At 55.8% G+C, this 23,570-nt stretch carries 24 protein-coding genes, 4 tRNA genes and 3 other RNA genes; 16 read left to right on the plus strand and 15 right to left on the minus strand.

Features of this window, described 5'->3' with window-relative positions; genetic code table 11:
- Positions 1-13: 13 nt before the first annotated feature.
- Positions 14-1,429 carry a glutamate--tRNA ligase gene (gene gltX / locus ACLHDD_RS10110; RefSeq protein ID WP_427104014.1) on the minus strand — a complete coding sequence of 472 codons (1,416 nt, stop codon included), beginning with the start codon at positions 1,427-1,429 and terminating at the stop codon, positions 14-16.
- A 271-nt stretch (positions 1,430-1,700) separates the two neighbouring features.
- Between gltX and ACLHDD_RS10115 the strand changes: the two genes are divergently transcribed.
- From ACLHDD_RS10115 to ACLHDD_RS10150, 8 genes are all read left to right on the plus strand, one after another.
- A tRNA-Val gene (locus ACLHDD_RS10115) sits at positions 1,701-1,776 on the plus strand.
- Positions 1,777-1,816: 40 nt separating this feature from the next.
- Positions 1,817-1,892, plus strand: a tRNA-Val gene (locus ACLHDD_RS10120).
- 36 nt (positions 1,893-1,928) lie between these two features.
- A tRNA-Val gene (locus tag ACLHDD_RS10125) sits at positions 1,929-2,004 on the plus strand.
- 4 nt (positions 2,005-2,008) lie between these two features.
- A tRNA-Lys gene (locus ACLHDD_RS10130) sits at positions 2,009-2,084 on the plus strand.
- Positions 2,085-2,127: 43 nt separating this feature from the next.
- Positions 2,128-2,260: non-coding RNA, RtT sRNA (locus tag ACLHDD_RS10135), on the plus strand.
- Positions 2,261-2,303: 43 nt separating this feature from the next.
- A non-coding RNA gene (locus ACLHDD_RS10140) (RtT sRNA) lies at positions 2,304-2,436 on the plus strand.
- Between the two features lie 43 nt (positions 2,437-2,479).
- Positions 2,480-2,612: non-coding RNA, RtT sRNA (locus ACLHDD_RS10145), on the plus strand.
- A gap of 138 nt (positions 2,613-2,750) precedes the next feature.
- Positions 2,751-3,092 (plus strand): FlxA-like family protein, encoded by a 342-nt coding sequence (locus ACLHDD_RS10150; protein WP_427104015.1) that lies wholly within the window; start codon positions 2,751-2,753, stop codon positions 3,090-3,092.
- Positions 3,093-3,094: 2 nt separating this feature from the next.
- On the opposite strand, the gene ACLHDD_RS10155 is transcribed toward ACLHDD_RS10150, so the two are convergent.
- Positions 3,095-4,015, minus strand: a complete 921-nt coding sequence (locus tag ACLHDD_RS10155; protein WP_427104016.1) for a LysR family transcriptional regulator — start codon at positions 4,013-4,015, stop codon at positions 3,095-3,097.
- A gap of 95 nt (positions 4,016-4,110) precedes the next feature.
- Between ACLHDD_RS10155 and ACLHDD_RS10160 the strand changes: the two genes are divergently transcribed.
- A complete protein-coding gene (locus ACLHDD_RS10160; protein ID WP_427104017.1) occupies positions 4,111-5,121 on the plus strand; it encodes a bile acid:sodium symporter family protein in 1,011 nt (336 codons plus the stop codon).
- Positions 5,122-5,145: 24 nt separating this feature from the next.
- On the opposite strand, the gene ACLHDD_RS10165 is transcribed toward ACLHDD_RS10160, so the two are convergent.
- The 3 genes from ACLHDD_RS10165 to zipA all read right to left on the minus strand — a co-directional run bounded on the left by ACLHDD_RS10165 (position 5,146) and on the right by zipA (position 8,458).
- The gene (locus tag ACLHDD_RS10165; protein WP_427104018.1) at positions 5,146-5,364 is read right to left on the minus strand and encodes a DUF3820 family protein; all 219 of its coding nucleotides are present in this window, start codon (positions 5,362-5,364) and stop codon (positions 5,146-5,148) included.
- A gap of 1 nt (position 5,365) precedes the next feature.
- Complete coding sequence (gene ligA, locus ACLHDD_RS10170) at positions 5,366-7,384, minus strand: NAD-dependent DNA ligase LigA (protein ID WP_427104019.1); 2,019 nt, start codon at positions 7,382-7,384, stop codon at positions 5,366-5,368.
- Positions 7,385-7,459: 75 nt separating this feature from the next.
- The gene (zipA, locus tag ACLHDD_RS10175) at positions 7,460-8,458 is read right to left on the minus strand and encodes a cell division protein ZipA (RefSeq protein ID WP_427104020.1); all 999 of its coding nucleotides are present in this window, start codon (positions 8,456-8,458) and stop codon (positions 7,460-7,462) included.
- A gap of 218 nt (positions 8,459-8,676) precedes the next feature.
- Between zipA and cysZ the strand changes: the two genes are divergently transcribed.
- The 6 genes from cysZ to crr all read left to right on the plus strand — a co-directional run bounded on the left by cysZ (position 8,677) and on the right by crr (position 13,633).
- Positions 8,677-9,444: a sulfate transporter CysZ gene (cysZ, locus tag ACLHDD_RS10180; protein WP_427104021.1), complete on the plus strand. Its 768-nt coding sequence runs from the start codon at positions 8,677-8,679 to the stop codon at positions 9,442-9,444.
- A 141-nt stretch (positions 9,445-9,585) separates the two neighbouring features.
- A complete protein-coding gene (cysK, locus tag ACLHDD_RS10185) occupies positions 9,586-10,557 on the plus strand; it encodes a cysteine synthase A (protein WP_427104022.1) in 972 nt (323 codons plus the stop codon).
- Positions 10,558-10,576: 19 nt separating this feature from the next.
- Positions 10,577-10,771 carry a hypothetical protein gene (locus ACLHDD_RS10190; RefSeq protein ID WP_427104023.1) on the plus strand — a complete coding sequence of 65 codons (195 nt, stop codon included), beginning with the start codon at positions 10,577-10,579 and terminating at the stop codon, positions 10,769-10,771.
- A 172-nt stretch (positions 10,772-10,943) separates the two neighbouring features.
- Positions 10,944-11,201, plus strand: coding sequence for a phosphocarrier protein Hpr (gene ptsH / locus ACLHDD_RS10195; RefSeq protein WP_003848868.1), 258 nt, complete (start codon positions 10,944-10,946; stop codon positions 11,199-11,201).
- A 161-nt stretch (positions 11,202-11,362) separates the two neighbouring features.
- Positions 11,363-13,090, plus strand: a complete 1,728-nt coding sequence (gene ptsI, locus ACLHDD_RS10200; RefSeq protein WP_427104024.1) for a phosphoenolpyruvate-protein phosphotransferase PtsI — start codon at positions 11,363-11,365, stop codon at positions 13,088-13,090.
- Positions 13,091-13,132: 42 nt separating this feature from the next.
- A complete protein-coding gene (gene crr / locus ACLHDD_RS10205) occupies positions 13,133-13,633 on the plus strand; it encodes a PTS glucose transporter subunit IIA (RefSeq protein ID WP_427104025.1) in 501 nt (166 codons plus the stop codon).
- A 59-nt stretch (positions 13,634-13,692) separates the two neighbouring features.
- Here crr and ACLHDD_RS10210 read toward each other — a convergent pair whose 3' ends face one another.
- From ACLHDD_RS10210 to ACLHDD_RS10255, 10 genes are all read right to left on the minus strand, one after another.
- Positions 13,693-15,033 carry an ATP-binding protein gene (locus ACLHDD_RS10210; RefSeq protein WP_427104026.1) on the minus strand — a complete coding sequence of 447 codons (1,341 nt, stop codon included), beginning with the start codon at positions 15,031-15,033 and terminating at the stop codon, positions 13,693-13,695.
- Positions 15,030-15,710 (minus strand): response regulator transcription factor, encoded by a 681-nt coding sequence (locus ACLHDD_RS10215; protein WP_427104027.1) that lies wholly within the window; start codon positions 15,708-15,710, stop codon positions 15,030-15,032. Before ACLHDD_RS10215 ends, ACLHDD_RS10210 begins: the two co-directional genes overlap by 4 nt.
- Before the next feature lie 165 nt (positions 15,711-15,875).
- The gene (cysM, locus tag ACLHDD_RS10220; protein ID WP_427104028.1) at positions 15,876-16,760 is read right to left on the minus strand and encodes a cysteine synthase CysM; all 885 of its coding nucleotides are present in this window, start codon (positions 16,758-16,760) and stop codon (positions 15,876-15,878) included.
- An 81-nt stretch (positions 16,761-16,841) separates the two neighbouring features.
- Positions 16,842-17,930, minus strand: a complete 1,089-nt coding sequence (cysA, locus tag ACLHDD_RS10225; protein ID WP_427104029.1) for a sulfate/thiosulfate ABC transporter ATP-binding protein CysA — start codon at positions 17,928-17,930, stop codon at positions 16,842-16,844.
- Entirely contained in the window at positions 17,920-18,795 is an 876-nt protein-coding gene (gene cysW / locus ACLHDD_RS10230) for a sulfate/thiosulfate ABC transporter permease CysW (protein ID WP_111139357.1), read from the minus strand. Before cysW ends, cysA begins: the two co-directional genes overlap by 11 nt.
- A complete protein-coding gene (gene cysT / locus ACLHDD_RS10235) occupies positions 18,795-19,628 on the minus strand; it encodes a sulfate/thiosulfate ABC transporter permease CysT (RefSeq protein ID WP_111139356.1) in 834 nt (277 codons plus the stop codon). Before cysT ends, cysW begins: the two co-directional genes overlap by 1 nt.
- On the minus strand, positions 19,628-20,644 hold the full coding sequence (locus tag ACLHDD_RS10240) for a sulfate ABC transporter substrate-binding protein (protein WP_427104030.1): 1,017 nt from the start codon (positions 20,642-20,644) through the stop codon (positions 19,628-19,630). Before ACLHDD_RS10240 ends, cysT begins: the two co-directional genes overlap by 1 nt.
- Before the next feature lie 246 nt (positions 20,645-20,890).
- Entirely contained in the window at positions 20,891-21,508 is a 618-nt protein-coding gene (locus tag ACLHDD_RS10245) for an RpoE-regulated lipoprotein (RefSeq protein ID WP_427104031.1), read from the minus strand.
- A gap of 65 nt (positions 21,509-21,573) precedes the next feature.
- On the minus strand, positions 21,574-22,041 hold the full coding sequence (locus ACLHDD_RS10250; RefSeq protein WP_427104032.1) for a DUF2919 family protein: 468 nt from the start codon (positions 22,039-22,041) through the stop codon (positions 21,574-21,576).
- Positions 22,031-22,456: a GNAT family acetyltransferase gene (locus tag ACLHDD_RS10255; protein ID WP_111139352.1), complete on the minus strand. Its 426-nt coding sequence runs from the start codon at positions 22,454-22,456 to the stop codon at positions 22,031-22,033. Before ACLHDD_RS10255 ends, ACLHDD_RS10250 begins: the two co-directional genes overlap by 11 nt.
- Positions 22,457-22,664: 208 nt before the next feature.
- Between ACLHDD_RS10255 and amiA the strand changes: the two genes are divergently transcribed.
- On the plus strand, positions 22,665-23,513 hold the full coding sequence (gene amiA, locus ACLHDD_RS10260) for an N-acetylmuramoyl-L-alanine amidase AmiA (protein WP_427104033.1): 849 nt from the start codon (positions 22,665-22,667) through the stop codon (positions 23,511-23,513).
- The last annotated feature ends 57 nt before the right edge of the window (positions 23,514-23,570 follow it).

The following is a 23,570-nucleotide window of genomic DNA, read 5'->3' on the forward strand; positions in this document are numbered from 1 at the left end:
CCGGCTGTGTGGATTACGCCTGCGCTTCCCGCTCACTGATAAAGGCCAGTGCCTGCTCAATACGGGCCACGCTACGGCTGCGGCCGATCGCCTCGACAGTGATATCCAGAGCAGGTGACTGACCGGCACCGGTCACGGCGACACGCAGTGGCATGCCGACTTTGCCCATCCCGACCTCCAGCTCATCTGCAGTGCTCTGAATAGCCTGATGTACGTTTTCTGCTGTCCATTCCGTGATGGCAGCCAGCTTATCACGTACCACTTCCAGCGGCTGACGCGCCACCGGACGAAGATGTTTCTTCGCCGCATCGGCGTCAAACTCAGCAAAGTCTTCATAGAAGTAGCGGCAGGACCCCGCAATCTCTTTCAGCGTTTTGCAGCGTTCGCCCAGCAGCGTTACCAGCTTCGCCAGCTCGGGGCCGGTACGGGTATCAATATTTTGCTGTTCAATATGCCATTGCAGATGGGTTGCTACATATTCCGGCGGCAGCGCATTAATGTAATGGTGGTTCAGCCACTGCAGTTTTTCGGTGTTGAACGCACTGGCAGACTTGCTGACGGCATCCAGAGTAAACAGCTCTGCCATTTCGGCGACGCTGAAGATTTCCTGATCGCCATGTGACCAGCCAAGACGCACCAGGTAGTTGAGCAGCGCTTCTGGCAGATAGCCATCATCGCGATACTGCATTACCCCGACCGCGCCATGACGTTTGGAGAGTTTTTTACCGTCATCGCCCAGAATCATTGAAACGTGGGCATAGACCGGAACCTGCGCACCAATCGCCTTCAGGATATTGATCTGACGTGGCGTATTGTTGATATGGTCTTCACCGCGAATAACGTGGGTGATCCCCATATCCCAGTCATCTACTACTACACAGAAGTTGTAGGTTGGCGAACCATCGGTACGGCGAATAATCAGGTCATCCAGTTCCTGGTTGCTGAACTCAATCGGCCCACGGATCTGGTCGTCGAAGATTACCGAACCGTCCTGAGGATTGCGGAAGCGCACGACGCACGGCTCATCATCGGCATGGTGTTCATGGCTGTCACGGCAACGGCCGTCATAACGCGGCTTTTCATTATTTGCCATCTGCGCTTCGCGCAGCGCGTCCAGACGCTCTCTGGAGCAGTAACACTTATAGGCCGTACCGGCTTCCAGCATGTCATCAATGACCGCGTTGTAGCGATCAAAACGCTTGGTCTGGTAGTAAGGGCCTTCATTCCAGTCGAGACTCAGCCAGTTCATGCCATCCATGATGGCTTCGATCGCTTCCGGCGTGGAGCGTTCCAGGTCGGTGTCTTCAATACGCAGTACAAACTCGCCCTGGTTATGACGGGCAAAGAGCCAGGAGTAAAGTGCAGTACGTGCGCCACCAACATGCAGATAGCCCGTCGGGCTGGGCGCGAAGCGTGTTTTGATTTTCATTGAATTGTGCCTTAGATGCGCGGGTTCTTTGTCTGGATGACAAAAAACAGGTTAGACGCGAAAAACAGTGGGCACATTCTAGCATCTGACGGTGAATCCTCAATGCGTGCCCGGCAGTTGGTCCCCGGGAAAAGACGCTTTTCTGCCAGTAAAACCAGCATATTGGCTAAAAGCACGACAGGATGTTTAAAAATAAACCGAACGCACATTTATGTTTTAAAAAGCGTTGACTCAAAATCAACTATCCCTATAATGCGACTCCACACAGCGGGGGTGATTAGCTCAGTTGGTAGAGCATCTCCCTTACAAGGAGGGGGTCGGCGGTTCGAGCCCGTCATCACCCACCACTCTTAACAGGGTGCCCGCAGTGAACAGGTATGAAGATATGGGTGATTAGCTCAGTTGGTAGAGCATCTCCCTTACAAGGAGGGGGTCGGCGGTTCGAGCCCGTCATCACCCACCATATCTTGCCTGTTAATGCAGTACTGAAGTACGAAGTGGGTGATTAGCTCAGTTGGTAGAGCATCTCCCTTACAAGGAGGGGGTCGGCGGTTCGAGCCCGTCATCACCCACCACTTCGGGTCGTTAGCTCAGTTGGTAGAGCAGTTGACTTTTAATCAATTGGTCGCAGGTTCGAATCCTGCACGACCCACCAATTCAGAAGAAAGCGCCTTTAAGGCGCTTTTTTCGTTTCCAGAGTATAGATTTTACCGTGCAGGATGAGAACCTGCAGCAGGTCCGACTGAATCGCCCGCGATTCAGGCTGAGGCGACAGCCTCACCCGCAGGGCGAGGCCCGGATGGGCCGAAGGCAATCCTGCACGACCCACCCATTCAGAAGAAAGCGCCTTTAAGGCGCTTTTTTCGTTTCCAGAGTACAGATTTTACCGTGCAGGATGAGAACCTGCAGCAGGTCCGACTGAATCGCCCGCGATTCAGGCTGAGGCGACAGCCTCACCCGCAGGGCGAGGCCCGGATGGGCCGAAGGCAATCCTGCACGACCCACCCATTCAGAAGAAAGCGCCTTTAAGGCGCTTTTTTCGTTTCCAGAGTACAGATTTTACCGTGCAGGATGAGAACCTGCAGCAGGTCCGACTGAATCGCCCGCGATTCAGGCTGAGGCGACAGCCTCACCCGCAGGGCGAGGCCCGGATGGGCCGAAGGCAATCCTGCACGACCCACCCATTCAGAAGAAAGCGCCTTTAGGGCGCTTTTTTCGTTTCTGAAGCCACGGCCGCGTTTACGTCATCTTAACACCCTGCCCGCTCAAGTCGTTCCGCTACATGCCGATAACCCAGATGACGACTTACAGGGAGAAAATGATGTCTTCAATTTCCGGAATTTTAAGCAGTGCTGTCAGTGGCGGTGACAACGGTGGCGGCAGTATCGCCTCACAAATCTCTGCGCTGAATAAGCAGATTCAAAACGTCTTAACGCAGGTCAAAGAGCTGGCCGACAACAAAGAACTGACTGACGAACAGAAAGCAGAAATGCAGCAGATGTATCAGTCACAAATCACCATGATTCAGGCACAGATTGCGCAGCTCGAACAGTCGCAGGCCGAGAAAGATCAGCCGAAAAGTGATCCGATGGCCGTCAGTGAGAATAAGGCAGACGGTATTAACCGTCCAACCGATACCCACCAGGTGAACGTTTATATCTGATCCTAAAACACAGGCCTGGCTACACGTTGTTGCGCCAGCAGCGCTGCCTGCTGGCGCACTTCCTGCCAGATGGCTTCAGCAGCAGGCGTCAACGAGCGGTTCTTGCGTTTTATCAGCGTCAGACTGCGGTTAATTTCCGGATAAATCCGCCGCACTTTTAATGCACGGTCGGCCGGCAGAGGCAACGCCAGCGCGGGCAGAATACTGATGCCAATCCCCACTTCAACCATGGGGAACAGCGTTGCGGGATGACCTATCTCCTGAACGACTTCAGCGTTGACATTCTGCTTCCGCATCGCCGCATCAATCAGTACCCGGCTGCCGGAAGCGTAATCCTGTAGCACCATCGTGCGCCCTTCCAGCATCGACCACCTCGCCCTTTCCACCTGTGCCAGTGGGTCGTCTTCACGGCATAACAGCAGGAAAGGCTCATCCAGAATCGCAATGCTGTCGAAATCGGTGTCGCTAAGCGGACCGATTACGATCCCGAAATCCACCTCCGCATTACGCACACTCTGCAGCACCCAGTGCTGGGCACGATCGTGCAGGATAACCTTGATGTCGGGAAAGTGATGCTGGCTGGCAGCCAGACACTGGGGCATCAGATGGGCCGAAATAGTCTGGCTTGCCGCGACTCTGACCGTGCCGCTGCGCTGCTCGCCAAAACTGCGGATATCCAGCAGCGTAGTGTGAATTTCTTCCATCAGCCGCTCCATGCGCGATGCCAGCTGCTTACCGGCTTCAGTCAGCATCACTTCACGGGTAGTGCGATCCAGCAAGCGAACGCCAATTTCCGCCTCCAGCTCTTTAATGCTATGGCTGACCGCCGACTGACTCAGGCCGATCGCCTGCCCCGCCTGACTGAATCCCCCGTAATGGGCGACGGCGATGAAAGTACGAAGCTGCCGGAGGGTATAATTCATCGATTTCACTCATAGATTAATTTAATAAATCAATTTTATTTCTAAAAACATTTCGCGCACAATCGCGGTATTGAAAAATTTACCGGATTTTAACAATGCGTTTTTTAAAGCTCGACCCGATGATGGTGAAACTCATCATCACCGTGCTGCTGGCCACTTTTTTGCCCGCAAAAGGGATCTATGTTGATATCTTCAGCTATCTGGCAACGGCTGCCATAGCTCTGCTGTTCTTTATGCACGGCGCCAAGCTGTCACGTGAAAAGATCATCGCGGGCAGCAGCCACTGGCAGCTGCACCTCTGGATCATGTTCAGTACGTTCGTGCTCTTTCCGGCCCTGGGCCTGCTGCTGGTCTGGTGGCATCCGGTCGATGTTGGCCCGGAAATTTACACCGGCTTTATCTATCTCTGCATCCTGCCTGCCACGGTTCAGTCTGCCATTGCATTCACCTCCATGGCCGGGGGTAACGTTGCGGCCGCCGTCTGCAGCGCCTCAGCATCCAGCCTGCTGGGTGTCTTTATCTCACCATTACTGGTCAATCTGGTGATGGATATTCACAGCAGCGCACCCAGCGATGGTCTGGAACAGATCGGAAAGATTATGCTGCAACTGATGGTGCCGTTCATACTGGGCCACCTCTCGCGTCGCTGGATTGGTGGCTGGGTTGAGAAACATCGCAGCCTGATTGGTAAAACCGACCAGACCTCAATTCTGCTGGTGGTTTACTCCGCCTTCAGTGAAGCGGTGGTCAATGGCATCTGGCATCGCGTTGGACTGACGACACTGATGTGGATCATCGCAGGTTCGCTCCTGCTGCTCACCGCAGTCCTGATTATCAATCTGCTGGCGTCGCGCCTGTTCCGCTTTAAACGCGCCGACGAGATCGTGGTGCTGTTTTGTGGTTCGAAGAAGAGCCTGGCGAATGGCGTGCCGATGGCAAACATCCTGTTCCCGGCCAGTACGGTAGGGATAATTGTCTTGCCACTGATGATCTTCCATCAGGTGCAACTGATGGTCTGTTCGTTTATCGCCGGACGTTACAAAAAGACCAACGAAAAGCAGCAGGCGCTGCAGGTGAAAGGTTCCGTGATGGAGTCACAGAAGTAATCGGGCCCGCCTGCGCGGGCACAATTAGCTGCGGGTCTGGAACGGTCTGACTAACCCTTCCAGGCCCTCTGTTTTGATGAGCAGGGTAAGCTGCATCAGATCACCCAGCTGACCGGATGGAAAGTCGCCACTGCGGGCGAACCAGAGCAGATAAGGCTCCGGCAGTTCGATCAGCATCCGCCCCTTGTATTTGCCAAACGGCATTGCCGTGTTGGCTATCGCCACCAGCTGGTGCTCATCCATCTCAGGCACCCAGCAGACGGATCATTTCGGCTTCATCGATCACCTCGATGCCCAGCTCCTGCGCTTTCGCCAGCTTTGATCCGGCCGCTTCACCAGCGATCAGCAGATCGGTTTTCTTTGAAACGCTGCCACTGACTTTAGCCCCCAGCGCGATCAGCTGCGCTTTGGCATCGTCGCGGTTCATCTGCGACAGTGAGCCGGTCAGCACAATGGTTTTACCAGCGAACGGACTGTCGATCTCGTCGGCCTTCACCACCACCACCTGCGGCCAGTGCACGCCGATCTCTTCCGTCAGCTGTCGGATAACCTCGCGGTTACTCTCCTCTTCCATAAAATTGCGCACGTGAGTCGCGACAACTTTGCCGACATCCTGCACCGCGATCAGTGCGTCAAGGTCGGCATCCATAACCTTCTGCAACTCGCCAAAATGGTTAGCCAGATTCGCTGCGGTCGCTTCGCCGACTTCGCGGATCCCCAGTGCATAAAGAAAGCGTGCTAAGGTGGTTGATTTCGCTTTTTCCAGTGCATCGACCACATTCTGCGCCGATTTTGGCCCCATGCGATCCAGCCCGGTCAGCTTGCCCGCCGTCAACCGGAACAGGTCAGCTGGCGTGCTGACATACTCTTTCTCAACCAGCTGGTCGATAATCTTATCGCCCATGCCATCCACGTCCAGCGCCCGCCGTGAGACAAAATGCTTCAGCGCCTCTTTACGCTGAGCACCGCAGATCAGTCCCCCGGTGCAGCGCGCAACCGATTCACCTTCGACCCGCTCCACTTCGGATCCGCAGACCGGACAATGAGTGGGAAAGATTACTTCCCGTGTCTCTTCGGGGCGCTCGGCGGTGACGACATTGACTATCTGCGGGATCACATCCCCTGCACGGCGAACCACTACCCGGTCGCCGATTCGCAAGTCCAGACGTTCTATCTCATCTGCGTTATGTAACGTCGCGTTACTGACAATCACGCCCGCCACCTGCACCGGCTCAAGACGCGCAACCGGCGTAATCGCCCCTGTGCGCCCGACCTGGAACTCAACATCCCGCACCCAGGTCAGCTGCTCCTGTGCCGGGAATTTAAACGCAATCGCCCAGCGCGGCGCTCGCGCCACAAAGCCCAGCTGCTCCTGCAGCGCCTGGGAATCGACCTTGATCACCACACCGTCGATGTCGAATCCGAGCGTTGGCCGCTGTTGCTCAATATCGCGGTAGAACGCCAGGGCTTCTTCCGCGTTATGTACCAGCTTGATACGATCGCTGACCGGCAGGCCCCAGGCTTTGAACTGTTGCAGACGTCCCATGTGGCTGTGCGGCATTTCACCACCTTCAAGCAGTCCAAAACCGTAGCAGAAAAAGGTCAGCGGACGTCTGGCCGTGATGCGCGGATCCAGCTGACGCAGCGATCCCGCTGCGGCATTACGCGGATTCGCAAAAATCTTGCCGTCGGTACGGCGCGCTTCTTCGTTCAGTTTTTCGAAGCCGCGCTGCGTCATAAAGACCTCACCGCGTACTTCCAGCCGGGCAGGAATATTGTCACCTTTCAGCCGCAGCGGAATCGCACGGATGGTGCGGACATTGGCGGTGATGTTCTCACCGGTGGTGCCGTCGCCGCGCGTTGCGGCACGAACCAGCAGGCCATTTTCATACATCAGACTGACCGCTGCGCCATCAAGCTTGAGTTCACAGCAGTAGGTCAGGTCATCGCTGCTCTTGAGCCGATCCTGTACCCGCTTGTTGAAAGCCATAAACGTGGCTTCATCAAAGGCATTGTCCAGCGACAGCATCGGCACCTCATGACGCACCTGCTCAAATACCGTCAGCGGGGCTGCCCCTACGCGCTGAGTTGGCGAGTCCGGGGTAATCAACTCCGGATGCGCCTCTTCCAGCTGGCGGAGTTCAAGCATCAGCCGATCATATTCAGCATCCGGCACTTCCGGCGCATCAATGACGTGATAGAGATATTCGTGATGGCGCAACGTGGTGCGCAGTTCGGTGATGTGATCCTGGACGGATTTCATAAAGCCCCATCAGATAAAAAACCCCCGACAGGCGGGGGTTTGTTTTAACAGTTCAGACAGTGATTAGCGCAATGATCAGGCGCCAGTCACATCGCGAATTCGCGCTTTGTAGGTTTCCAGCTTCTGCGGCGTCATCATGCGACGCTCATCATCCAGCACGACGCCACCGACATCATCAGCAATACGCTGTGCCGACTGCAGCATCAGTTTGAAGTTCTGATTCGCATCGCCATACGAGGGCACCATCATAAAGATAGAGATGCCCGGCGTGCTGAAATCGGTCATCAGATCAGGATTAAACGAGCCCGGCTTCACCATATTGGCCAGACTGAACAGCACGGGCCCGCTGCCTGCCGGACTAAGATGGCGATGGAAAATGTTCATTTCGCCAAACTGGAAGCCTGCCTGCAGAATACCCTGCAGCAATGCTTCCCCATTCAGTTCACCGCCTGAGTGGGCGGCGACATGCAGTACCAGCACCGCTTCTTTGGGTTTTTCCGCTGCAGCTTTCGGCGCGGGAGCCGGGGCTGGAGCTGCTTCAGGCTGTGCAGGCTGCGGCTCAGGTTCTGCCTGGAACTGCGGGGCAGGTTGTACCGGTTCCAGCGGGTCGAGATCCAGCAGCGGCTCCGCCTGCACGGGTGGCGCGACAAAAGCGGGGGCAGGCTGCTGACGAACCGGTTCAGGACGCGGCTGCGGCGCAGACTGCGGTGCTGAACTGAAAAGCGGGTCGCTCTCAGGTTCGGGCTGCGGTGCGGGACGTGGCGCAGGCTGACGCGCAGGCTCAGCAGGCGCCTGCTTACGCGGCGCTTCTGGCTGAGGCTCACGAATCTCATCGAAACGGGGTTCCTGATGTACGCTGCGTTCAGAACGCACACGAACCTCGCCGACGCCGTCATCTTCGTCGTCTTTCAGGTCCTGCTCATCATGGTCATCACGTTGTTTCAGACGTTTGTGCGGGCGATCGCGAAATACTGACGAACGCTCTTTACGGCTGGTCCACAGTCCGTGAAGAAGGAGCGCTATAATGGCGATCGCGCCAACAACGATTAATATCAGACGCAAATCCTGCATCATTGTATTCTCTGTTGTTCCAATACCTTGCCACCGCGGCAAACTTTATCCTCTAACTGTATTTGCCCTGCTACACAAGTGCAAGTCTGTGCACTATTTTCTGACAAATAAGATAGGCAACCCACGCTTTTTCGCTGTTTTTTTGCCCAAACGGCATCTGGTCTGGAGAAAAAGCCAGGTTATAGTGAGCGCGCCTTCACACCTTCAGGAGAAATGGCTTTATGGCCCGTGAGAATTCCGTCTCAGATTTTAATGGCATGCACTATTTTAACCAGGGCTGGAAACTGGTGCGTCTGCCTGGCCTCCGGCGCTTTGTCGTGATGCCACTGCTGATCAACATCATTATGCTGGGCGGGGCCTTCGTCTGGCTGTTTTATCGGCTGGGCGACTGGATCCCACGCCTGATGGCGCATATTCCCGACTGGCTGCAATGGCTGAGTTATCTGTTGTGGCCGCTGTCCGTCATTGCCATTGTGCTGGTGTTCAGCTACTTCTTCTCGACACTGGCCAATCTGATCGCCGCTCCCTTCTGTGGCCTGCTGGCAGAGCAACTTGAAGGACGTCTGACCGGCAAGCCACTGCCTGACAATGGCTGGGCGGCAATGGTGAAAGATGTTCCGCGCATTATGAAGCGGGAACTTCAGAAGCTGGGTTACTACCTGCCCCGTGCGCTGGGCCTGCTGCTGCTCTACTTTATTCCCGGCTTTGGTCAGACTATTGCGCCTGTGCTCTGGTTCCTGTTCAGCGCCTGGATGCTCTCTATCCAGTATTGCGACTATCCGTTCGACAACCATAAAGTTCCCTTCCGGCAGATGCGTAACGCCCTGCGTCAGCACAAAACCGCCAACATGCAGTTTGGCGCACTGACCAGTCTGTTCACGATGATCCCGGTGCTGAATCTGGTCATCATGCCGGTAGCGGTCTGTGGTGCGACAGCCATGTGGGTGGATCGTTATCGGTCGCAGCTGGCTCGCCGTGATGTGCGCTGAAATCCGCAGTACGCCTTATGCTCTTTTCAGAGAGGCTTATTGCCGGGTGACATATAGATATACGATTTCTTTCCTTCCGCCCCCAGGCAGAACAGGTATGCTCATAGGGTTCCCAATAATTCATACAGTTAAGGGCAGGCTATGAGTAAGATCTATGAAGACAACTCTTTGACAATTGGTCATACGCCATTGGTTCGACTGAACCGCATCGGTAACGGCCGCATCCTTGCGAAAGTTGAATCCCGTAACCCGAGCTTCAGCGTTAAATGCCGTATCGGTGCCAATATGATTTGGGACGCAGAAAAACGCGGTATTCTGAAACCTGGTGTTGAACTGGTAGAGCCGACCAGCGGTAACACGGGTATCGCCCTGGCCTATGTCGCGGCCGCACGCGGCTATAAACTGACGCTGACCATGCCGGAAACCATGTCAGTGGAGCGACGCAAGCTGCTGAAAGCACTGGGCGCGACGCTGGTGCTGACCGAAGGTGCTAAAGGCATGAAAGGCGCTATCGGCAAAGCGGAAGAGATTGTGGCCAGCGATCCGGACAGATATGTCCTGCTACAGCAGTTCAGTAATCCGGCTAATCCGGAAATTCATGAAAAAACCACGGGGCCTGAAATCTGGGAAGACACCGATGGCGAAGTTGATGTCTTTATCGCCGGTGTCGGCACGGGCGGTACGCTGACTGGCGTCAGTCGTTACATTAAAAACACCAAAGGCAAAAAAGATCTGATTACTGTTGCGGTTGAGCCAACCGACTCTCCGGTGATTGCCCAGGCGATGGCGGGTGAGGAGATTAAACCGGGCCCGCACAAGATTCAGGGCATCGGCGCAGGCTTTATTCCGGGTAACCTGGAGCTGAACCTGGTGGATCGCGTCGTGGCGATTACCAACGAAGAGGCAATCAGCACGGCGCGCCGGTTAATGGAAGAGGAAGGTATTCTGGCGGGTATCTCATCCGGTGCTGCCGTAGCCGCTGCGCTGAAGCTGCAGGAAGATGAAACCTTCGCCAATAAGAATATTGTCGTCATCCTCCCCTCTTCCGGTGAACGCTACCTGAGCACTGCGTTGTTTGCCGATCTTTTCACCGAAAAAGAGCTGCAGCCCTAGTCGCGGCGAAAGTCTTAAAATGAATAAAAAAGCACCCGCAAGGGTGCTTTTTTGTGGCGCAGATCTCACTTTCATCACCCGGCAGATTGATTTCAGTGATGCCGCTCTGGTATTTAGACTGCCAATTATTTCGATGCCTGAAATTAATCCGCGTTTGAAGTGGATCAAGCTGAATCGATTTACGGATTCAGTGAAACGGCGAATCACGGCATAATTAACCGGTGACGTGTAGAATCGGTTTTGAGACGCAACGGATTGTCGTATTGACGCAGATGCGTCTTTGGTCAGCAGGATGCTATACCCGCGCACCGACACAGGCTAAAGTAGAGGCTCCAGGCTAGACTTTAGATCCATAAAACTCATTCTGATAACGTTGGGGAAATAGAATGTTCCAGCAAGAAGTTACCATTACTGCACCAAACGGCCTGCACACTCGCCCAGCGGCGCAATTTGTTAAAGAAGCCAAAGCTTTCCAGTCAGAAATTACTGTGACCTCTAACGGTAAATCAGCCAGTGCGAAAAGCCTGTTCAAACTGCAGACTCTGGGTCTGACTCAGGGCACCGTCGTGACACTTTCTGCAGAAGGTGAAGATGAGCAGAAAGCCGTTGAACATCTGGTCAAACTGATGGCTGAACTGGAGTAATCTCCGCTCAGCTCTCCAGCAAATCGACTCCTCTGCGCCATTGAGTGCAAACATCTTGATCGCGGACAACCTGTCCGCGTTATTGCTTTCGTAGAGTACGTGTCCCGCGACAATGGCACCGCAAAGAGTCCCATCAGCCATCGTGATTAAAAGGTAGCGTTATGATTTCAGGCATTTTAGCATCACCAGGTATCGCTTTCGGCAAAGCACTGCTGCTGAAAGAAGACGAAATCGTCATCAATCGCAAGAAAATTTCTGATGACCAGGTTGAGCAGGAAGTTCAGCGCTTCCTTGATGGCCGTAGCAAAGCGGCTACACAACTGGAAGCGATTCGCGTCAAAGCGGGTGAAACCCTGGGTGAAGAGAAAGCAGCGATCTTCGAAGGCCACATTATGTTGCTGGAAGATGAAGAGCTGGAGCAGGAAATCATCGACCTGATCAAAAAAGATCACGCGTCAGCCGATGCCGCTGCCTACTCGGTCATTGATGGCCAGGCGAAAGCCCTGGAAGAGTTAGATGACGAATACCTCAAAGAGCGTGCGGCAGATGTTCGCGACATCGGTAAGCGTCTGCTGCAAAACATTCTCGGTCTGCATATCGTTGACCTGAGCGCGATTCAGGAAGAATCCATTCTGGTGGCCAAAGACTTAACGCCGTCAGAAACTGCACAGCTTAACCTGAAAAAGGTGCTGGGCTTTATTACGGACCTGGGTGGCCGTACTTCACACACCTCTATCATGGCGCGCTCGCTGGAGATCCCGGCCATTGTCGGCACCGGCAACGTCACCACCACAATCAAAAACGGCGACTTCCTGATTCTGGATGGCGTCAACAACACGATTCACGTCAATCCTTCAGAAGCGATTCAGGAAGAGCTGAAAGCCGTACAGAACCAGTATCTGTCGGAAAAACATGAGCTAGCCAAGCTGAAAGATCTGCCAGCCGTCACGCTGGATGGTCATCAGGTTGAAGTCTGCGCCAACATCGGTACCGTGCGTGATATCGCCGGTGCTGAACGTAATGGCGCAGAAGGCGTGGGTCTCTACCGCACCGAATTTCTCTTTATGGACCGCGACTCACTGCCAAGCGAAGAAGAGCAGTTCCAGGCGTATAAAGCCGTCGCCGAAGCAATGGGTTCACAGGCCGTCATCGTGCGTACCATGGATATCGGCGGGGACAAAGATCTGCCTTACATGAACCTGCCGAAAGAAGAGAACCCGTTCCTCGGCTGGCGCGCAATCCGTATCGCTATGGACCGCAAAGAGATTCTGCATGCGCAGTTGCGCGCCATCCTGCGCGCCTCCTCTTTTGGTAAACTGCGCATCATGTTCCCGATGATCATCTCAGTAGAAGAAGTCCGCAGCCTGAAAGCCGAGCTGGAATTGCTGAAAGCGCAGTTGCGTGAAGAAGGCAAAGCTTTTGATGAAAGTATTGAAGTCGGTATCATGGTGGAAACCCCCGCATCGGCCGTCATCGCACATCATCTGGCGAAGGAAGTCGACTTCTTCAGTATCGGCACAAACGATCTGACGCAGTATACTCTGGCGGTCGATCGTGGTAATGATTTGATCTCACACCTGTACAACCCGATGACGCCGTCTGTGCTTAACTTAATTAAGCAAGTCATTGATGCATCTCACGCTGAAGGTAAATGGACCGGCATGTGTGGTGAGCTGGCAGGTGATGAACGTGCTACACTACTGTTACTGGGAATGGGGCTGGACGAGTTCAGCATGAGTGCCATTTCTATCCCTGGCATCAAGAAAATTATTCGTAATACTAACTTTGAAGATGCGAAAGCATTGGCAGAGCAGGCACTGGCTCAACCGACAGCGGAAGATTTAATGAATCTGGTTAACAAGTTCATTAAGGAAAAAACGCTCTGCTAATCTGCCTGATGCTGGCCCCAAATTACTGCTTAGGAGAAGATCATGGGTTTGTTTTCTAAACTTTTTGGCGAAAAAACGGATAGCGCTGGGACGATTGATATCGTAGCGCCTCTGTCAGGCGAAATCGTGAATATTGAAGACGTACCAGATGTGGTGTTTGCAGAAAAAATCGTGGGCGACGGTATTGCCATCAAGCCCAGCGGCAACAAAATGGTTGCGCCTGTTGATGGAACTATCGGCAAGATTTTTGAAACCAATCATGCTTTTTCGATTGAATCTGACAACGGCATTGAGCTGTTCGTACACTTCGGTATCGATACCGTTGAACTGAAAGGCGAAGGCTTCAAGCGTATCGCTGAAGAAGGCCAGAAGGTCAGGAAAGGCGATGTGGTTATCGAGTTCGATCTGCCACTGCTGGAAGAGAAAGCAAAATCAACCCTGACGCCGGTTGTGATCTCCAACATGGATGAGATTAAGGAACTGATCAAGCTGTCTGGCCAGGTGACCGTGGGTGAAACCCCGGTGATTCGCATCAGAAAGTAAGCGTTTATCTGTAGCATAACGGCACCTTCGGGTGCCGTTATTGTTTCTGCTGTGCCCTCTCAGGGCCGCCAGTGTGGCAGACGCAGTGTGAGCTCCAGTCCCCCTTCAGGATGATTTCCGGCCTCAACTTCACCATGATGTGCCAGAATCACTTTGCGCACGATAGCCAGCCCCAGTCCATATCCCTTTCCCATCAGCGGTGAATTAACCCGGACAAATGGGTCAAAGATGCTGGAGAGTTTCTCCTCATCGACGCCCGGACCCTGATCGCGCACCTGAATCGCCAGCCACTGCTGATCCGGACGCAGATGCACCTCAATTTGTCCCCCCGGCGGAGAAAAGCGCAGCGCGTTGCGCAGCACATTCTCTGCTGCGCGTCGTATCAGCTCTGCATTTCCACGAACGGTATAATCTGCCCACTCGTCAACCTGAAGCGTTACCTGCACGCCCGGAACCTGCGCTTCATAGCGAACATCGGCGATCACCGCCTGCAGCAGACCAGTCAGATCGAAATATTGCTCATCCGGGATGCTTTCATGTTCGGCCCGTGACAGCGTCAGCAGCTCACCGATCATTTTATCCAGCCTGCGCGCCTCTTCATCAATGCGGTCGAGGGAACTGCTGACATTTTCGGGCATCTGACGCGCCAGTCCGGTGGCCAGCTGCAGTCGCGCCAGAGGAGAACGCAGCTCATGCGAGATATCGTGCAGCAGCTCTTCACGGGCGCGCACCAGAGTGTCCAGCCGCTCCACCATGGCATCAAAGGCTTCGGCAACGGTAGAGAGCTCGTCGCGTCGCCTGCGCATAACCGGAAACAGTCGAACACGCAAATCTCCGTCGGCGACACGGGAAAAGCCTTCACGCAGCTGACGCAGGGGACGCGTAAGATTCCAGGCCAGCAGCAGGCTGAAGAGCAGCCCCACTGAACCAGCAAAGATAAACATTGGCTCAGGGATATTCAGAAACCGGCGCTGCATCCTGGTCATGGTACTGTCTTTACGGATGCCGTCCAGGTCGTAGCGCAGCTGGTAGAATTTGCCATCAGCGCCTTTCACCCAGCGCACCACCTCTTCAGGGAAACGCCCGTGCATTGCCTGATTAATGCGCGTCTCAGTGGGCAAAGGTGGCGACTGCTGGGTGACGTGGAAAAACTGCCGGTCGCCTTCATTCCAGTCTGACAGCATCGCTGTCAACGCCTCAGGCCCGTTTCGTTCCAGCACCGACGCGGCAGAGGTCATCTGCAGATCGACGATGCGCCGAATCGCGACGATTTCCGGCGGCTCATGCCGTTTACCTGAAAGCGTAAAACCGAGCCAGATCAGCTGGCTCATAATGACAAACACGATCCAGAAGCCGATAAAGATCTTCCAGAACATGCGTCCCCTGTAAGTTTTTCTCATCGTAAGCGGTAGCCGATGCTGCGGACGGTTTCGATGTTAACGCTGTCTGCCGTCAGTGCACTGAGCTTCTGACGGATATTGCTGATATGCACATCAACACTGCGGTCATAGGCTTCACGCGGGCGACCCAGCCCCTTCTCTGAAAGCTCATCTTTTGAAACCACTCTGTCCGGCGCCCGCATCAGCAGATCGAGCAGGTTAAATTCTGAGGCCGTCAGGTCAAACGGTCTGCCCTGCCATTCACTCATGCGGGTAGCCGGATTAAGCGAAAGCTCGCCCCAGCGCAGCGGGTCTTTCGACTCTGGCTGCGGCGGCTGCTCTTCGAAACGGCGTAACACGGCACGCAGACGCGCGACCAGTTCGCGCGGATAACAGGGCTTGGGCATATAATCATCCGCCCCCATCTCCAGACCAATCACCCGATCGATATTGTCGCCTTTTGCGGTCAGCATAATCACCGGTATGCGGCTTTTCTGGCGCACCTGACGTAACACGTCAATGCCGCTCATATCAGGCAGCATGATATCCAGAATCAGGGCGGTGAAGGCGCCCGACAGCGCCCCTTCTATTCCGGCGTTGCCGGTTAAAACCAGCTGGGCGTCGAACCCTTCTGCAATCAGGTACTGGCTTAACATCGTGCCTAATTCAACATCGTCATCAACAAGCAAAATTTTCATGGTCATCTCTCAGCAGAACTGGCGCTATTTTGTCCTGTAGCTGACGTTGACGCAGCCGGATTTACGCGATCCTTACAGATTCATTATCTCCATCGCAGCCAATTCTGGCGAAAAAAAACCTGTGGGCCGTAAACGCGCACAGGTCTGTTGCCGTCTCAGTCGGGGTTACTGATGATAAAGCCCGGTTGAAAGATAACGATCGCCGCGATCGCAGGCGATCGCCACCACCACGCTGCCCGGATTGGCCCGGGCAATACGCAGCGCCCCTGCCACCGCGCCACCTGAACTGACGCCGCAGAAAATCCCTTCGCGCCGTGCCAGCTCACGCATCGTCTCTTCCGCTTCTTTCTGCGTCATGTCCAGCACATCATCCACCAGATCGGGTCGGTAGATTCCCGGCAGATAAGCCAACGGCCAGCGGCGAATGCCCGGAATGCTGCTGCCTTCACTGGGCTGCAGACCGATCACCTGCACGCTGCTGTTCTGCTCTTTGAGGTAGCGTCCGACGCCGGTGATCGTGCCGGTGGTGCCCATGCTGGAAACAAAATGGGTCATGCGCTGGTTCGACTGCTGCCAGAGCTCCGGGCCGGTGGTCTGATAGTGGCCCAGTGGGTTATCAGGATTGTTGAACTGGTCCAGCACCCGGCCTTCACCGCGTGCGGCCATCGCCTGCGCCAGATCGCGAGCGCCTTCCATGCCCTGCTCCCGCGGCACCAGAATCAGCTCCGCGCCATAGGCCCGCATTGCATCCTGCCGCTCCTGACTCATGTTGTCCGGCATCAGCAGACGCAGACGGTAGCCTTTCATGGCCGCGATCATCGCCAGCGCGATGCCGGTGTTGCCACTGGTGGCTTCGATCAGCCGATCGCCAGGTGAAATTTCTCCGCGCCGTTCTGCCTGATGAATCATCGACCAGGCCGCGCGATCTTTCACCGAACCGGCCGGATTGTTGCCCTCCAGCTTGAGCCAGACCTCACTGCCGTTGGCGGGCGTCAGGCGCTGCAATTTGATCAGCGGCGTATTGCCGATGGTGTTCTCAAGAGTCGTCACGGTGTGGTTCCTGGCCTGTTACAAACGCGGGGCGAAAAAAAGGCGGGAGTGAGACTCCCGCCCGCTGTTGAGGTGAAAATATCAGGCGCTCTGCGCAAAGGCAACTGCGCGCAGCGGCTTATCGCCCTTATAGAGGCGCGCCTGCTGTAATCCCACAAACAGACGCTCACCGCGAATCGGGGCCGTCTGCTCGCCTTCAAACACCAGCGAGAACGGTTCGCTCTGCCAGCCTGCAGGCTGCACCACCAGCTGCCAGAAGTGGCCGCGCGGACTGACTTCCAGCACCTGAACCGGCAGAGGCGTTTCCAGGCTGCTGCGGCGCGACACGTCGATCTCCCACGGACGCAGGAACAGCTCAACCGCACCCTGATGGGCAGAGGTGTAGCCCAGCGGCCAGTGGTGCGCGCCGACGTGGAACTGCGATCCCTGGATCTCGCCATCAAAGCGATTCACTTCGCCCAGGAACTCCAGCACAAAGCGTGTCGCCGGTTCACGCCACACATCGTCTGGCGTACCGACCTGTTCGATGTTGCCCTGACTCATCACTACCACGCGATCGGCGACTTCCATCGCCTCTTCCTGGTCGTGGGTCACGAACACGCTGGTAAATTTCAGCTCTTCATGGAGCTCACGCAGCCAGCGGCGCAGCTCTTTTCGCACCTGCGCATCCAGCGCACCGAAAGGTTCATCCAGCAGCAGGATCTGCGGCTCCACCGCTAACGCACGCGCCAGCGCCACTCGCTGTTTCTGGCCGCCCGAAAGCTGCGCCGGAAAACGGTTTGCCAGATGGCCCAGCTGCACCATCTCCAGCAGACGGGTGACACGCTGCCTGATCTCCGCCGCAGAAGGGCGTTCACGACGAGGCAGAACGGTCAGACCAAATGCGATGTTGTCGAAAACGGTCATGTGGCGGAACAGCGCATAGTGCTGGAACACAAATCCGACCTGACGATCGCGCGCATGCAGGCGGCTGACATCATTACCATGAAAGCGGATCTGGCCGCTGTTCTGATGCTCCAGCCCGGCAATAATGCGCAGCAGCGTGGTTTTACCCGAGCCTGATGGGCCAAGCAGCGCCACCATTTCACCCGAGGCAATATCCAGAGAGATATCGTTCAGCACCGAGGTGCGACCAAAGGATTTGTTGATCTTGTTAATCTCAATGCTCATGATTTCCCTCCTGTTGCAGACGTTTGTGCTGCTGCTCTAAGCGCCACTGCAGAATGCTTTTCAGAAACAACGTCACAATAGCCATCAGGGTCAGCAGCGCGGCCGCAGTAAAGGCGCCTACCGTGTTGTAGTCCTGATGCAGTAATTCAACCTGAAGCGGCAAAGTATAGGTCTCACCGCGTATCGATCCCGAAACCACCGAGACCGCACCAAATTCACCAATCGCACGGGCGTTGGTCAGCACAATGCCATACAGCAGCGCCCAGCGAATGTTCGGCAGCGTCACACGACGGAACATCTGCCAGCCGGATGCGCCCAGCAGCACCGCTGCTTCATCTTCGTGACTGCCCTGACTCAGCATCACCGGCACCAGTTCGCGCACCACAAACGGACAGGTCACAAATACCGTCGCCAGCACCATACCCGGCCAGGCAAACATAATCTGAATATTGTGGGCATCCAGCCAGCCGCCCGCCGGGCCGTTGACGCCCCAGAACAGCAGATACATCAGACCGGCCACCACCGGCGACACGGCAAAAGGAATATCGAACAGAGTCAGCAGCAGCTGGCGTCCCGGGAAGGTAAAGCGCGTCACCAGCCAGGCCAGCAGCGTGCCGAACACCAGGTTAACCGGCACGGTGATCAGCGCCACCATTACCGTCAGCCAGATCGCGTGCAGCATGTCCGGGTCGGAGAGATTGCTCAGGGCCGCAATCAGCCCGTGATTCAGCGCTTCCCAGAAGATGGAGATCATTGGCACCACCAGCAGCAGAATCGAGACCAGCGCCCCGATGCCAATCAACAGCCATTTGCTCCAGTTTACCGGCTGACGCGCCGCGTGATTGAGTTGCGAAACCTCAGCCATTAGTGACCTCCCAGACGACGGCCAAAGCGGCTCTGTAATGTGTTAATCGCAAACAACAGAATCAGCGAGGCCAGCAGAATAACCGACGCGATAGCGCTGGCCGCCGGGTAGTCGAATTCCTGCAGCCGGACAAAAATCATCAGCGAGGTCACTTCCGTTTTCCAGGCAATGTTGCCCGCAATAAAGATGACCGCACCAAACTCCCCCAGGCTGCGGGTAAACGAGAGCGCCGTGCCTGCCAGCAGCGCCGGCGCCACTTCCGGCAGCACGACGCGGCGGAAGCTCTGCCACGGCGTCGCGCCCAGGGTTTCGGCCGCCTCTTCATACTCCGGGCCTAACTCCTCCAGCACGGGCTGAACGGTACGCACCACAAACGGAATGCTGGTAAAAGCCATCGCAATGGCGATACCGATCCAGGTGTAGGAGATTTTGATGTCGAAATGGGCGAACCACTGTCCGTACCAGCCGCTGACGGAGAAGAGGCCGGCCAGCGTCAGACCCGCCACGGCGGTCGGCAGCGCAAACGGCAGATCCATCAGGCCATCCAGCAGCGCGCGGCCCGGGAAGCGATAACGGGTCAGGATCCACGCCATCAGCATGCCGAACACCGCATTAAACAGAGAGGCGACGCCAGCCGACAGCAGCGTCACTTTATAGGCTGCCACTAGCTGCGGGTTGGTCACTACATCCCAGTACTGCTGCAGCGTCATCTGTGACAGCTGCATAATGACTGCACTGATTGGCAGCAGCAGAATCAGGCAGGTAAAGAGCAGGCTGGTGCCGAGGCTGAGGCCAAAACCAGGCAGAACACGTTTATGGCTGGCTGCAAACATTATTCGCGCCCCGCCGCTAAGAGTTGGTCAAGCTCGCCACCACTGTCGAAATGGGTCTTCATCACCTTGTCCCAGCCGCCAAACGCCTCTTCTACCCGAAACAGCTCTGTCTGAGGGAAGCGATCTTTCTGCGCCGACATCAGCTGAGGGTTATTCACGCGGTAGTAGTAGCGGGTGATGATGTTCTGCGCTTCAGGCGTGTAAAGGTAGTTCAGATAGGCACTGGCGGCCGCTGTGGTTTTGTTGAGGGCCACGTTTTTGTCCACCCAGGCAACCGGAAACTCCGCCAGAATATCGGTTTTCGGTACGATGACGTCATACTCATCTTTGCCGTACTGGTTGCGGATGTTATTTACTTCCGACTCAAAGCTAATCAGCACATCGCCCAGCCCGCGCTCGGCAAAGGTTGTGGTCGCGCCGCGGCCGCCGGTGTCGAATACTTCCACGTTTTTCAGGAACTGCGCCATAAAGGCGCGGGTCTTAGCCTGATCGCCCCCGTCCGCTTTATCCGCTGCACCCCAGGCGGCCAGATAGGTATAGCGCCCATTGCCGGAGGTTTTCGGGTTGGGGAAAATCAGCTTCACATCGCCACGGGTTAAATCGGACCAGTCGTGAATCTGTTTTGGATTGCCTTTGCGCACCAGAAACGCCATGGTGGAGTAGAAAGGCGAGCTGTTGTTCGGCAGACGGCTCTTCCAGTCTGCGGCGATCAGGTTGCCTTTATCGTGCAGCACCTGCACATCCGTGACCTGGTTATAGGTCACCACATCCGCGCGCAGTCCCTGCAGAATCGCCAGCGCCTGTTTCGACGATCCGGCGTGTGACATCTTGATGGTCAGCGGATCAGCAGGATGCGTGGCGTCCCACTGTTTAACGAAGGGGGCATTCAGGGCAACAAACAGCTCCCGCGATACATCGTAAGAGCTGTTAAGGAGTTCAGTGGCGTTGACTGCGCCAGCCAGGCTCAGCGACAACGCGATACCGCTCACGACTTTATTCATCGCTTGTAATGTCATTTGGCACCCTGAAAAAGTTTGATGCGGATCTCACCCGCTGAAGCATCAGTTTATTTATAACTCAGCGAAAACGAGTAACGGTTTTATATATCGTTTGATGATTTCAAAGTCGAAAAAAGCATAAGACGGCGGCAGAGTTTATGCTGAATTCAGCAAAAGCCGATGGCGGTGACAGGCGGTGTGGGGAACAGGATCGGGGATGCGTCAGCGGCCACCACACGGGTGGCGCGCTGACCGAGCGGGCACTTAACGCTGCCAGATAATTTTGCTGATTTTCCAGTTTTTCAGCGTATCGTCAGAAGGCATCAGTCCCTCTGGTCCATGCCAGTCACCATGATAGAGATAGGTCAGGTGCAGACTGCCGGGCGCACGACAGGCCACGTCACGCGCATCAGCGCCGCTGGCCAGGGTGCAGTTACTGAAGGCTTTTGTGAACTTATCGCTGAAAGCGTCACCCACTTTACTGCCGTCGTGGCTGACAATCGCGCTGTCCATCACCTCAATCCGCTCGACCTGCGACTGTCCCTCAATCACCAGCTTCACTTTGCCGTCACTGAGCGCCTGCCAGAAAGAGACCACCTGGCCATTCTGGCTGCGCATCCCCTGACGCAGGGTATAGTCGCCGTTCAGCCCGGCATTGATCGCATCCTCTTTCATGGCGGTCGAGCCTGTCAGGCCGCCCACACCCTGTTCAGTCACGGTTAATGAACCACCGAACCAGTTCCACGGCAGCGCCGAGGACCAGTGATAACTGAGCGGATTCCACCAGCTTACCTGCTGGCTGCTGTCTGCGCCGGAACCCGAACTGGCGCAGCCGCTCAACACCACAGCGGCGAGCAGTAACGTGGAACGAACAGCTTTCATGAAAACTCCTGTTATTACGAGGCCGGAAAGGCGGAACTGATTGGAGTCGCAAAGCGCCAAAAAGTTTAATTAAGATGATGTTCGGGCAGAAAGCAGTCGCGGCAGCGCTGGCTGAAATGCAGCCAGAGCAGCGCCAGCAGGTCGAACAGCGTCAGCATCAGGGGCAGCGGCGAATTCAGCAGGTCGCCCTGAACAAACTGCATGGCCTGCCAGATCAGGTTCACCAGCAGCGACAGCAGGAGCACACTGCGCCAGTGCTGCCAGAATCGCGGCAGGCGCAGACGGTAGCCGGTCAGCAGCAGCCCGGCCAGCGCCGGCAGGCCCAGCGCCAGGCCGATCCAGAATGCCTGACGATCCGGATAGAAGAGCGTCAGCAGATCGTTGCCCTGCTGACGCGACGCGCCGGCCATCACCAGCAGCAGCCATGTCCGCGCCTGAAGCAACAGAATCAGCCAGAAAAGAAACGGCAGCCGCAGCTGCCCTCTGGCGTCATATTCGTCCGGCAGATAGCGCGGTGACGGTTTAGTACTCACGATCTTCGATCAGGCGTTTGCCAAACAGCAGCGCATCCACCGGTTCATAATCGAGCTTCTCATAGAAGGCCACCACCTGATCGTTCTCTTCCCGAATCATCAGGTGCAGCTTCGGACAGCCGCGCGCAATCAGCTTCTTCTCCAGACGGTTCATCAGGGCATTGGCAAAGCCACGCCCCTGATAGTCGGGATGCACGGCCAGATAGTACGCCGCACCGCGGTGACCATCGTAACCGCCCATCAGCGTGCCGACGACCACCCCGCCCACTTCCGCGACCAGAAAGAGATCGGGGTCGTGCTGCATTTTGCGTTCGATATCCAGCTCCGGATCGTTCCATGGCCGTAACAAATCGCAACGTTCCCACAAGGTGATCACTTCTTCAAAATCTTCCTGGCGGAAGGCGCGGATTTCCATCTTCTTTACCTGTAAATAAGCACAATTTGCTGATTATCACGCATTCTCTGCTGCACGCAACCCTGGTCTGACGGGCAGCAAATAAAAAAGCGCAAATTTTCTGTTTGCGGCCTGCAATACAAAGTAATGCCCTGAAATGGTTCTGTGATCGCAGGCAGCGGAGCCTTAGGCTATAACACCGGCAGGATTTTTGTTACCGGACCCGCACATGCATCTGCTTAAACGTTTGATTCACCGTCGTCAGTTACTGCTTTCCGGACTGGCTCTGGCCGTTTTATCGCCGCGCGCAGTTCAGGCCCGGGAGCCGTCAGCTCTTACAGAGCACCCGCGTCATCCGCGCCCGGCTTCCCCGCCTGAAAAGGGTAAACGCATCGTGATGATCGATCCCGGCCATGGCGGCATCGATTCGGGTGCCGTTGGCGAAGAGGGCTCGGAAGAGAAACACATCGTGCTGGAAATTGCCGGCAACGTGAAGCGCCAGCTTCAGAACCACCCGCGTATCGAAGTGCGTCTGACCCGCGACAGCGACCACTTTATTCCGCTCTATCAGCGGGTGGAGATCGCCCATCAGCACGGCGCGCATCTGTTTATGTCTATCCACGCTGACGGTTTTACCAGTCCCGAGGCCAGCGGCGCCTCCGTGTTTGCGCTCTCCAATCGCGGAGCCAGCAGCTCGATGGCACGTTATCTCTCCCAGCGCGAGAATGACGCGGACAAAGTGGGCGGCGTGAAAGCGCAGCAGCAGGATCACTATCTGCAGCAGATTCTGTTTGATCTGGTGCAGACCGACACCATCAGGAACAGCCTGACGCTGGGCAAGCATGTGCTGGATCAGATCCGTCCGGTGCATCACCTTCACAGCCAGCACACGGAGCAGGCGGCCTTCGCAGTGCTGAAATCGCCGTCGATTCCGTCGGTGCTGGTTGAAACGTCCTTTATTACCAATCCGCGCGAAGAGCAGCTGCTCGGCACCACCGCATTCCGCCAGAAAATTGCCTCTGCGATTGCCAGCGGCATCGTTAACTACTTTGATGAGTTTGACCGGCGCAACGCCTGATGCGGCGGGCCGGTTTGCGCCCTGCCTCGCGCCGCACTCATGCAAGCGGCGCGGTTT

The sequence above is a fragment of the Pantoea sp. NSTU24 genome (assembly GCF_050157905.1).
Lineage (GTDB): Bacteria > Pseudomonadota > Gammaproteobacteria > Enterobacterales > Enterobacteriaceae > Pantoea.

Coding starts and splice junctions, on each gene's coding strand:
- ptsH (WP_003848868.1), top strand. CDS start 10,944: ATGTTCCAGCAAGAAGTTACCATTACTGCACCAAACGGCCTGCACACT.
- ACLHDD_RS10245 (WP_427104031.1), bottom strand. CDS start 21,508: ATGAAAGCTGTTCGTTCCACGTTACTGCTCGCCGCTGTGGTGTTGAGC.
- ACLHDD_RS10210 (WP_427104026.1), bottom strand. CDS start 15,033: ATGAGAAAAACTTACAGGGGACGCATGTTCTGGAAGATCTTTATCGGC.
- ACLHDD_RS10165 (WP_427104018.1), bottom strand. CDS start 5,364: ATGGATGAGCACCAGCTGGTGGCGATAGCCAACACGGCAATGCCGTTT.
- zipA (WP_427104020.1), bottom strand. CDS start 8,458: ATGATGCAGGATTTGCGTCTGATATTAATCGTTGTTGGCGCGATCGCC.
- ACLHDD_RS10155 (WP_427104016.1), bottom strand. CDS start 4,015: ATGAATTATACCCTCCGGCAGCTTCGTACTTTCATCGCCGTCGCCCAT.
- amiA (WP_427104033.1), top strand. CDS start 22,665: ATGCATCTGCTTAAACGTTTGATTCACCGTCGTCAGTTACTGCTTTCC.
- cysK (WP_427104022.1), top strand. CDS start 9,586: ATGAGTAAGATCTATGAAGACAACTCTTTGACAATTGGTCATACGCCA.
- ACLHDD_RS10160 (WP_427104017.1), top strand. CDS start 4,111: ATGCGTTTTTTAAAGCTCGACCCGATGATGGTGAAACTCATCATCACC.
- ligA (WP_427104019.1), bottom strand. CDS start 7,384: ATGAAATCCGTCCAGGATCACATCACCGAACTGCGCACCACGTTGCGC.
- cysW (WP_111139357.1), bottom strand. CDS start 18,795: ATGGCTGAGGTTTCGCAACTCAATCACGCGGCGCGTCAGCCGGTAAAC.
- cysZ (WP_427104021.1), top strand. CDS start 8,677: ATGGCCCGTGAGAATTCCGTCTCAGATTTTAATGGCATGCACTATTTT.
- ACLHDD_RS10190 (WP_427104023.1), top strand. CDS start 10,577: ATGAATAAAAAAGCACCCGCAAGGGTGCTTTTTTGTGGCGCAGATCTC.
- cysA (WP_427104029.1), bottom strand. CDS start 17,930: ATGAGCATTGAGATTAACAAGATCAACAAATCCTTTGGTCGCACCTCG.
- ACLHDD_RS10255 (WP_111139352.1), bottom strand. CDS start 22,456: ATGGAAATCCGCGCCTTCCGCCAGGAAGATTTTGAAGAAGTGATCACC.
- ACLHDD_RS10215 (WP_427104027.1), bottom strand. CDS start 15,710: ATGAAAATTTTGCTTGTTGATGACGATGTTGAATTAGGCACGATGTTA.
- ACLHDD_RS10240 (WP_427104030.1), bottom strand. CDS start 20,644: ATGACATTACAAGCGATGAATAAAGTCGTGAGCGGTATCGCGTTGTCG.
- ACLHDD_RS10150 (WP_427104015.1), top strand. CDS start 2,751: ATGTCTTCAATTTCCGGAATTTTAAGCAGTGCTGTCAGTGGCGGTGAC.
- crr (WP_427104025.1), top strand. CDS start 13,133: ATGGGTTTGTTTTCTAAACTTTTTGGCGAAAAAACGGATAGCGCTGGG.
- ptsI (WP_427104024.1), top strand. CDS start 11,363: ATGATTTCAGGCATTTTAGCATCACCAGGTATCGCTTTCGGCAAAGCA.
- gltX (WP_427104014.1), bottom strand. CDS start 1,429: ATGAAAATCAAAACACGCTTCGCGCCCAGCCCGACGGGCTATCTGCAT.
- cysT (WP_111139356.1), bottom strand. CDS start 19,628: ATGTTTGCAGCCAGCCATAAACGTGTTCTGCCTGGTTTTGGCCTCAGC.